This is a genomic window from Nocardiopsis sp. MG754419 (genome assembly GCF_018207095.1).
Taxonomy (GTDB): Bacteria; Actinomycetota; Actinomycetes; order Streptosporangiales; family Streptosporangiaceae; genus Nocardiopsis.
This window is the reverse complement of the sequence record NZ_QOCZ01000184.1, coordinates 1-9,932: the sequence shown is the minus strand read 5'-3', so window position 1 is coordinate 9,932 and position 9,932 is coordinate 1. Positions and strand designations below refer to the sequence as shown.

Below are 9,932 nucleotides of genomic sequence, written 5' to 3'. Positions count from 1 at the left end.
ACATACCCCCTCCACCGCGGCGCACCCTCCGGAGGCGCGGGCTCCCTCTCCCCCTCGGCGGGAACCCCCGTGGCCCCTCCCCGGAGGGACCGACCCCACGGCGCCCGGACACGACCGACCCCCACCGCGAGCGGACCGAGACCGCGCGGGATCGCCGCGCCCACCACACCCGTCCGAGCGCGGCGCCGCCGAGGCGTCCGCACCGACGACCCACGGGCAGGAGGACGGGGCGCCCTCCGCACCCCGGGCCGGGCGCTTCCGGGCGCGTCCCGGCCGTGTCCGCGAGGAACCGTCCCGGAGTCGGGGCGGCCGCGTCGGCGACGACCCTCCGGAGGAGGAGGCCCCCGACCCGGAGGAGCCGGGCGACGGGGACCGGTCTCGCAGGCCGCCCACCGGATACACCGAACTGCTCCCCGACGCGCCCGTGGCCGCCCTGGACCGGATCACCCGGGGCTGGGCCGCCGAGGCGGCGCTCTCCCGCCGTTCGCTGGTCGTGTTGGTGGTGCTGGGCCTGGTGGCGGTGGTGGGGGCGCTCCTGGTGCTGCGGGAGCGACCCCAGGAGGTGGTGGATCCCACGGTGGCCACCCAGGCGGGCTCCGACGACGCTCCGGTCCCCGGCCCGGAGGCGGCGGCGCCCGACGCGGGGCCGGCCTCCCCCACTCCGGACGGCGACGTGGTGGTGCACGTGGGGGGTGAGGTGCACGAACCGGGTCTGTACACCCTGCCGGCGGGGTCACGGGTGGCGGACGCGGTGGAGGAGGCGGGCGGGGCGTTGCCCGACGCCGACCTCGACCTGCTCAACCTGGCCCGAACCCTGGCCGACGGTGAGCGCCTCCTCGTGGGGGTGCCCGAGGAGCAGACCGCGGGTGCGGGAGGCGCGCCGGCGCCCGACGCGGAGGGGCCGACGGTGAACATCAACACCGCCGGCGAGGACGAGCTACGGACACTGCCGGGGATCGGGGAGAAGAAGGCGCGGCAGATCCTCGCCCACCGTGAGGCGCTCGGTGGTGCCTTCTCCGGTGTCGACGACCTCCTCGGGGTCGACGGGATCGCGGCGAAGACCCTGGAGAACCTCCGCCCGCACGTGACGGTGGGGTGAGCCGACCGTGGTGACGTGGCTGGGCAGCGACGGGGACGGGTTGGGGCGCCCGCCCGACCTGCGGTGGGTCGCTCCGGCCGCGGCGTCCTGGGCGGCCGCCCTGGTGGCGCTGGCCGTCCCCCCGTGGGCGGCGTGGTCGATCGCGGGCGGGGCGGTCGTGGTCGCGGCGTCGGTGGCCCTGTGGCGAGGGCCGTCCGCACGACTCGGAGAGGCGCCGATCGCCGTGGCGGTGGCGACCCTGGTGTGCGCGGCGACCGTGGCGGCGGTGGCCGGACTCCACGTGCACCGGACGGCGACCAGCGCGGCGGTGGCGGCGGCCGAGCGCGGCGGAGAGGTCGAGTTCGGTGCGGTGGCCACGGTCGATCCGCGTTCCCGGGCGGGCATGCCACGGCCCGGACGGGCGGAGTGGGTGGTGCCGGCCCGCACCACGTGGGTGCGGGTGGACGGCCGGGTCCGCGCCTCCCGGGCCTCGGTGGTGGTGCTGGCCTCCGGGGAGGACTGGTCGGACCTGTTGCCCGGCCAGTCCTTCACCGCGCGCGGCGCCTTCCTCGCCGCGGAGGAGGAACCCCTGACGGCGGCCCTGGTGGCGGTGCACGGACCTCCGGAGGAGGTGGCCGAGCCCGGACGGTGGCAGGCCTTCGCCGGCGCGGTCCGGGCCGACCTGCGCGAGGCGGCGTCCGGGCTGCCCCAGCCCGAACGCGGGCTGTTCCCGGCGCTGATCGTGGGCGACACGTCGGAACTGCGGGAGGAGGTCGCGGAGGACTTCCGGGCCACCGGGATGACGCACCTGCTCACGGTCAGCGGCGCCAACCTGGCGGTGTTGACCGGGTTCGTGCTGGCGGTGGCCCGGTGGGCGCGGGCACCGACCTGGTGCTCGGTCCTGGGCGGCGCGGTGATGATCTGGCTGTTCGTTCTGGTGTGCCGACCCGAGCCGAGCGTGGTGCGCGCGGCCTTCATGGGCTCGTTGGGGCTGTTGGCGCTGGCAACCGGGCGGGCGCACGCCGGGTTGGGCGCGTTGTGCGTGACCGTGGTGGGCGTGCTCTTCGTGGCGCCGGGGTTGGCGACCTCCTACGGGTTCGCGTTGTCGGCGCTGGCCACGGCCGGGATCCTGCTCCTGGTACCGGGGTGGACGCACGCGTGGTCGGCGCGGTTGCCGGTACCCCTGGCGGAGGCCCTGGCGGTGGCGGTGGCCGCGCACGTGGCGGTCGCCCCGGTCCTGGTACCGCTGTCCGGCGAGGTGTCGTGGGTCGCGATTCCGGCCAACGTGCTCGCCGCACCGGTGGTGGCGGTGGTCACGGTGACGGGGTCGGCGCTGGCGGTGCTCGCCTCGGTCTGGTCGGGCGCCGCCGCGCTCCTGGTGCACGTACCGGGACTCGGCGTGTCCTGGATCGCCGTGGTGGCCCAGGTCGGGGCGCGGGTGCCGTACGGGGCGCTTCCCTGGCGCGCGGACGTGGCCGGGGCACTGCTGTTGGCCGGGCTGGTGGCGGTGTTCCTCCTGACCCGGGGGCGGACGCGCAGTGTGCTGGCCGCCGTGGTCGTCGCCGTGCTGGTGCTGGGGTCGGCCGCCCGGTGCGTACCGGGGGGCTGGCCACTGTCGGGCTGGCGGCTGGTCGCGTGCGACGTGGGGCAGGGGGACGCGTTCGTGCTGTCGACCGGTCGTGGGGAGGCGGTGGTGTTCGACACCGGGGACGACCCGGACCTGGTGGACGGGTGTCTGGAGCGCCTGGGGGTGCGCGAGATCCCGTTGCTGGTGCTCAGCCACGACCACGCCGACCATGTGGACGGCACGCCCGGGGTCCTCCGACACCGGCGGGTGGGTGCGGCCCTGGCCCCGGTGGGGTTCGCCGACACCCCCGTGGGCCGTCTGTTGGCCGAGGAGGGGGTGCAGCCGGCCGTCGCCGAACGCGGACAGAGTTTCACTGTGGGCACGTGGACGCTCCGGGTGCTGTGGCCGCGGGCCGGCTACCAGGGCACGGTCAACGACACCTCGGTGGTGATCCGCGCCGACGACACACACATGTCGGTACTGCTCACCGGGGACATCGAGGAGCCGGCCCAAGGCGAACTGCTCCGCGGTCCGGACGCGCCGCTGCTGGCGGTGACGGTCCTGACCACGCCGCACCACGGGGCCGGCACCCAGGACCCGGGCTTCCTCGCGGCCACGGGGGCCCGGGTGTCGGTGACCTCCGTGGGCGAGGGGAATCCGTACGGTCACCCGGCGCCGTTCACCCAGAACATCCTGGAGCGGGTGGCACGGGTGAACGCGCGCACCGACCGAGACGGCGACGTGGCGGTGCTGGACGCCCCGGTGCGGGTGATCTCGCGCGGGCCCGCCCCGGACCGCTGAACGGCGGGCACCGATGCCTCGTCTCCGCGTACCCCGCCCGACGGGCGTGGGAGAGGGCCACCCGGGGGCGGGGCGGCCGGAGGAGGCACACCACGCGCGCTCGACGCGTGACCTCGCCGTCGAAGCGCACCGGTCGGTCGGTGGTTCGTGGCATGCTCGTTGTATGCCTGCACCCGCCCTCATCACACTCATCGTCGGCGACGAGGAACTGCTCGTCGACCGGGCCGTGGCCGCGGTGGTCGCCGCCGTCCGTGAGGCCGAACCCGAGGTGGACGTCCATGACCTCGTGCCCGCCCAGGTGGGTCCGTCCACCCTGGTGGAGGTCACCTCGCCATCGCTGTTCGGTGACCGCAGGGTGGTGGTGCTCCGCTCCTCGCAGGACCTGACCAAGGACCTGGCGGCGACCGTCACCGACTATCTGAAGGCCCCCGCCGACGACGTGAACCTGGTGCTCACCCACGCGGGCGGCGCCAAGGGCAAGGCGCTGTTGGAGGCGGCCGGCAAGGCCGGGGCGCAGAGGGTGGACTGCAAGGGGCCCAAGAAGGGGCCCGAGCGGATCGCCTTCGTCAAGGGCGAGTTCGCCGCGGCCAAGCGACAGATCGCCCCCGACGCCGCCGAGGCGTTGGTGGACGCGGTGGGGACCGAACTGCGCGAGATCGCCGCGGCGTGCACCCAGTTGATCGCCGACACCGAGGGCCGGGTGGACGCCGCGGCGGTGGCCCGGTACCACTCGGGCAAGGCGGAGGCCTCCGGATTCACGGTGGCGGACCGGGCTGTGGAGGGACGCCTGCCCGAGGCCCTGGAACAGCTGCGCTGGTCGTTGGCGGTGGGGACCGCCCCGGTGCTGATCAACAGTGCGCTGGCCGGCGCGGTGCGCGGGATCGCCGTGGCCGCCCAGCCACCGCGCGGGATGAGCGAGGCGGACCTGGCCAAGCGGGCGAAGGTACCGCCGTGGAAGATGCGGAGCCTGCGGCAGCAGGCGCGCGGGTGGAGCCCGGGCGGGGTGACTCGGGCCATGGCCGTGGTCGCCGAGACGGACGCCCTGATCAAGGGTGCCGGGCGCGACCCCGAGTACGCCTTGGAGCGCGCGGTGATCGAGATCGCCCGGGCCCGCGGCACCCGCTGAGGCCGCCCGGAGCGTGCCTCGGGTCCGGGGTCAGCGGATGGTGCGTCCGCCCTGCCACACGCGCAGGGTGCTCAGCCCCATGGACCAGGCGAAGGCGCCCTCGTGGTCGGCGTCCCACTGCACCAGGTCGGCGAGGCTCCCCGGGGCCAAGAGCCCGCGGTCGTTGAGTCCGAGGGCGTGGGCGCTGCCGACCGTGGCCGCGTTGAGCGCTTCGTGCACGGTCATCTCGAACATGGACACGGCCAGGGAGATGACCAGCGGCATGGACGTGGTGCCGGACTGGCCGGGGTTGTGGTCGGTGCCCAGACCCACGGGAACACCGTGGTCGAGCAGGGAGCGCACCGGCGGGGTGCGGCGTTCGTGCAGGGCGGTGGTGGGGCAGGCGACCACCGGGGTGCGGGTGGCCGCCAGGGCGAGCATGTCCTGGTCGTCGGCCTCGTGGAGCAGGTCGACGGAGGTGCAGCCCAGTTCGGCGGCCATGCGCACCGCGCCGTGGCGGGGCCTGGAGCAGGCGTGCATGGTGGTGCGCAACCCCACGGACTGTCCCACACCGAGCAGCATGTGGGCGTCCTCGGTGGTGAACTGCTGGTTGTCGCAGTAGACGTCGACCCCGTCGGCCCCGGCCATGGCGGCGTCCCCGAGCCAGGAGGCGGCGGTGGCCACGTACTCCTTGGGGCGACCGAAGAACTCCGGGGGCACCCCGTGGGCGGGGAAGAAGGTGACGTGCAGGCGCGGCATCCCCGGCTCCTCCTCCAGGGAGCGCAGCAGGCGCACGTCGGCGAGTTCGCCGTCCCGGGTGAGGTGGTAGCCGGTCTTGGCCTCCACGGTGGTGCTGCCGGAGAGGACCCAGTGGCGAAGGCGTTCCCGGACGGCGTTGCACAGGGTCCAGGGGTCGGTTCCGCGGGTGATGGTGACGGTGGTGGACACGCCCCCGCCCGCGGCGAAGATGTCGGCGCGGGTGGCGCCCTTGGCCCACATGTTGACTTCGGCGTAGCGGTCGCCGGCGTACACGGGGTGGCAGTGGGCGTCGACGAGCCCGGGGGTCACGAGTCCCCCGCCGATGTTGACGATCTCGTCGACGTCGGTGAGGTCGTCCATGACACCGGGGATGTGCTGTGGCAACTCCGCGGCGGGCCCGACCCAGGCCACCCGGTCGTCCTCGATGAGGACGGCCGCCTTGGTCAGCAACTCGTAACCGGTCCACAGGCGGCCGATGTTGGTGAGGAGTACTACCGGCATCTGGTGCTCCGCCCCCGCCGGTCAGTTCCGGCGCTCGGCGCGCGGACCGGGTACGCGGAGAGCACGGGCGGGCATGGCGACCTCGTATCTGGATGTGATTCCGACAGGGCCGTGGGCGGCCCGGGGCCGCCTCGCGGTGCCGGATCAGTGGGGGTACGGGCCGTCGGGGGACGGCGGCCACTGCCGGCCGGTGCTCCGAAACCGTAGTCCATTCGCCGACATCATGTACACCTCCCCGCGTGGACGAATGCGAGCGTTCCCGCCCGAAGTTCGCAGGAACGCGGCGTGACGAAGGCCACCGGAACCCTCTCTGAGCTGCGTCGACCCGAGTTACGGGTGAGATTCGGGATGTTCCCGTCGAATGCGAGCGGCTCCGCGCGTCCCCGGCGCGCGCGAGGGGCCGGGGTACCGATGCGGTACCCCGGCCCCGATGTTCGCGAACGGGCTCGGCCCGACGCCCCCGGCGGCTCACCGCCGGCGCCGGTCAGACCGTGCTGGGCGCGTGCTCCTCCAGCCGCGCGGCCAGCGGCGCGGGCACGAACGCGTGCAGTGCGGTGCCGTCCGCGGTGTGCTCCTCGCTCACCACACGCCCCTCGTCGTGCGCTCGCGCGACGAGGTCGCCCCGCGAGTACGGGACGAGGGCGTGCACTTCCCGGGCGATCTCGGGCAGCGCGTCGGCCAGGGCCGTGACCAGGCCGGAGACGCCCTCGCCCGTGCGCGCCGAGACCTCGACCATGTCGGGATAGCGGGTGCGCAGGGTCTTGAGGACGTCGGGGTCGGCGGCGTCGACCTTGTTGACCACGATGAGCTCGCGGACGTCGCCCGCCTCGATCTCGGCGAAGACCTCGCGCACGGCGCTGATCTGCGACTCGGGGTCCGGGTGCGCGCCGTCGACCACGTGCAGGATCAGGTCGCCGTCGGCGACCTCCTCCAGGGTGGAGCGGAACGCCTCCACCAACTGGTGCGGCAGGTGGCGGACGAACCCGACCGTGTCGCTGAGCGTGAAGCCGCGACCGTCGGGCGTGCGGGCCTGACGGACGGTCGGGTCCAGCGTGGCGAACAGGGCGTTCTCGACCAGTACGCCGGCTCCGGTGAGCCGGTTCAGCAGGCTGGACTTACCGGCGTTGGTGTACCCGGCCAGGGTCACCGACGGCACCTGTCGGGTGCGTCGGACGTCGCGCTTGACGTCGCGTGCCGTGCGCATGTGGGACAGGTGTCGACGCAGTTTGGCGATCTTGTCGTTGATGCGTCGGCGGTCGGTCTCGATCTTGGTCTCACCGGGTCCGCGCAGTCCCACGCCGCCGTTGCCGCCGCCACCCGCGCCGCCGGCCTGTCGGGACAGGGAGTGACCCCAGCCGCGCAGTCGGGGCAACAGGTAGTTGAGCTGGGCCAGTTCGACCTGGGCCTTGCCCTCGCTGCTGCGCGCGTGCTGGGCGAAGATGTCCAGGATGAGCGCGGTGCGGTCGATGACCTTGACCTTGACGACGTCCTCCAGCTGGATCAGCTGGCCGGGGGTGAGCTCACCGTCGGCGATCACGGTGTCGGCGCCGGTGGCCTCGACGATGTCGTGGAGTTCGGCGGCCTTGCCCTTGCCGACGAAGGTCGCCGGGTCCGGCTTGGAGCGGCGCTGGGTGAGGCCCTCCAGGACCAGGGCGCCGGCCGTCTCGGCGAGCGCGGCGAGTTCGGTGAGCGAGTTGTCGGCGTCGGCCTGCGTGCCGCGCGTCCAGACCCCGATGAGGACCACGCGCTCCAGGCGCAGGGTCCGGTACTCGACCTCGGTGACGTCGGTCAGTTCGGTGGACAACCCCTGGACGCGGCGCAGGGCGTGGCGCTCGGCCAGTTCCATCTGGCCTTGGTCCGGCGTGTCCGCGGGGTGTTCGTGTCGGTCGTCGCCGGTACCGCGGGACGCGTCGTCGGCGTGGGTCCCGTCTCCGGCGGTGACCCCTTCACGGAACGCGTCCTCGGCCTCGGGGCCGGTGTGGTCGCTTCCGTGGATGTCAGCAGTATTCATATCCCTCCAGGTGGGTCAACGCGGACACCGCCGGGATTCTTCCCGTTCGCCCCGTGGACGGCGGCCGCCGTGGTGTTCACGGTCGGGGCCCGCGCCCGTGACGGCGCGTGGCGGGGCGTGTGTCCGCGGGACGCGCCCCTGGGTCGATGGTGACACCTCACCCCGAGTGAAGGCACGTTAATTATCGCAGGTGGTGTGACACAAGCCATCGGATCATGACGGCCGCGCAACCCGCGAAGGCACCACGAAAACCGAAGAATCCAAGCATTTAACTAAGAATTTCAGCGATACTTCTCTCTGGACGAATATCGGGCCTGATCGACACTGCGAGTGACGTTGACCGCTTGACATCGAGATAGTAGTTTCACTTCCACATACCAGAAGCTTATTTCGTATTGCGGAAGGTTTTCCATGGGCGCCACGCACGGGGTCGAGATCACGGGCCCCCTCAACGACCGGTTCGACGAGATCCTCACCGACGACGCCCTCGCGCTCGTCGCCGAGCTGCACCGCACCTTCGAGTCCCGCCGTCAGGAACTCCTGACCGCGCGCGCCGCCCGTGAGGCGAGGGTCGCGGCCGGCGAGGACCTCGACTTCCTCCCCGAGACCAGGCACATCCGCGAGGACGACGGCTGGCGGGTCGCACCGCCCGCCCCGGGCATCACGGACCGCCGCGTGGAGATCACCGGCCCGACCGACCGCAAGATGACCATCAACGCGCTCAACTCCGGCGCGAAGGTGTGGTTGGCCGACTTCGAGGACGCCAACACCCCGCTGTGGGAGAACATGATCGAGGGGCAGCTCAACCTGCGCGACGCCCTCGACCGCACGATCGACTTCACCTCCCCCCAGGGCAAGACCTACGCCCTGAAGGAGGACCCCGCGCTGGCCACCATCGTCGTGCGCCCGCGGGGCTGGCACCTGGACGAGAAGCACGTCCTGGTCGACGGTGGGCGCGTGAGCGGCGGCATCGTCGACTTCGCGCTGTACTTCTTCCACAGCGCGCAGCGGCAGATCGCCAAGGGCAAGGGCCCGTACTTCTACCTGCCGAAGATGCAGAGCCACCTCGAGGCGCGTCTTTGGAACGACATCTTCGTCCTGGCCCAGGAGCGTCTGGGGATCCCGCGCGGCACCATCCGCGCCACCTGCCTGATCGAGACCATCCCGGCCGCGTTCGAGATGGAGGAGATCCTCTACGAACTGCGCGAGCACTCCGCCGGTCTCAACGCCGGACGCTGGGACTACCTCTTCAGCATCATCAAGACCCACCGCACGCGCGGTCGCAGGTTCCTGCTGCCCGAGCGCAACGCCGTCACCATGACCGCCCCGATGATGCGCGCCTACACCGAACTGCTGGTCAAGACCTGCCACAAGCGCGGCGCCCACGCCATCGGCGGTATGGCCGCGTTCATCCCGTCCCGCAGGGACGAGGAGGTCAACAGGAACGCCTTCGCCAAGGTCCGTGATGACAAGTCCCGGGAGTCCGGTGACGGCTTCGACGGTTCCTGGGTCGCCCACCCCGACCTCGTCCCGATCGCCGGAGAGATCTTCGACGGCGTCCTGGGCGACCGGCCCCACCAGATCGACAAGCAGCGTCCCGACGTCGAGGTGACCGCGGCCGACCTGCTCGCCGTCGACAAGACCCCGGGCGGCGTCACCCTGGCCGGTCTGCGCGGCAACATCAACGTCGCCCTGCAGTACCTGGCCGCCTGGATGGGCGGCAACGGCGCGGTCGCCGTCCACAACCTCATGGAGGACGCCGCCACCGCCGAGATCTCCCGCTCGCAGATCTGGCAGTGGCTGCACAACGACGTGACCCTGGACGACGGCCCCGAGGTCACCGCAGCGCTGGTCCGCCGGATCATCGACGAGGAGCTCGTCACCATCCGGGAGAGCCTGGGCGCCGCCTTCGACGAGGGCCTCTACGAACAGGCCAAGGAGCTCTTCACCGAGGTCGCCCTGGACGACGACTACGTCGACTTCCTGACCCTGCCCGCCTACGAGCGCATGCCCTAGCTGTACTGACCACGGAGGTTGGTAACACCCACCCCGCCCGACACACGACAAGAGGGCCTCCGGTATCGGTGTGGATTGCGACGTCCCACCGGCC

6 protein-coding genes are annotated in these 9,932 nt (G+C 72.6%); 4 read left to right on the top strand and 2 right to left on the bottom strand.

All coding sequences use genetic code 11. From position 1 onward, the window contains the following. The 3 genes from DSY14_RS29340 to holA all read left to right on the top strand — a co-directional run. On the top strand, positions 1-1,099 hold a 1,099-nt coding region (locus DSY14_RS29340), incomplete at its 5' end, for a helix-hairpin-helix domain-containing protein (RefSeq protein WP_283091696.1). 7 nt (positions 1,100-1,106) lie between these two features. Further along, entirely contained in the window at positions 1,107-3,446 is a 2,340-nt protein-coding gene (locus DSY14_RS24805; RefSeq protein ID WP_211719036.1) for a ComEC/Rec2 family competence protein, read from the top strand. A 163-nt stretch (positions 3,447-3,609) separates the two neighbouring features. Further along, positions 3,610-4,572 (top strand): DNA polymerase III subunit delta, encoded by a 963-nt coding sequence (holA, locus tag DSY14_RS24800; protein WP_211719035.1) that lies wholly within the window; start codon positions 3,610-3,612, stop codon positions 4,570-4,572. Positions 4,573-4,602: 30 nt separating this feature from the next. On the opposite strand, the gene DSY14_RS24795 is transcribed toward holA, so the two are convergent. Beyond that, positions 4,603-5,811, bottom strand: coding sequence for an amidohydrolase family protein (locus DSY14_RS24795; protein ID WP_211719034.1), 1,209 nt, complete (start codon positions 5,809-5,811; stop codon positions 4,603-4,605). Positions 5,812-6,295: 484 nt separating this feature from the next. Next, positions 6,296-7,822: a GTPase HflX gene (hflX, locus tag DSY14_RS24790; RefSeq protein WP_211719033.1), complete on the bottom strand. Its 1,527-nt coding sequence runs from the start codon at positions 7,820-7,822 to the stop codon at positions 6,296-6,298. A gap of 411 nt (positions 7,823-8,233) precedes the next feature. Here hflX and aceB point away from each other — a divergent pair, with 411 nt between their 5' ends. Next, positions 8,234-9,838, top strand: a complete 1,605-nt coding sequence (gene aceB / locus DSY14_RS24785) for a malate synthase A (protein ID WP_211719032.1) — start codon at positions 8,234-8,236, stop codon at positions 9,836-9,838. Positions 9,839-9,932: the final 94 nt, after the last annotated feature.

Bases quoted from the DNA above. Each gene is read 5' to 3' on its own strand.
- holA (WP_211719035.1), top strand. From the start codon at position 3,610: ATGCCTGCACCCGCCCTCATCACACTCATCGTCGGCGACGAGGAACTG.
- DSY14_RS24795 (WP_211719034.1), bottom strand. From the start codon at position 5,811: ATGCCGGTAGTACTCCTCACCAACATCGGCCGCCTGTGGACCGGTTAC.
- hflX (WP_211719033.1), bottom strand. From the start codon at position 7,822: ATGAATACTGCTGACATCCACGGAAGCGACCACACCGGCCCCGAGGCC.
- aceB (WP_211719032.1), top strand. From the start codon at position 8,234: ATGGGCGCCACGCACGGGGTCGAGATCACGGGCCCCCTCAACGACCGG.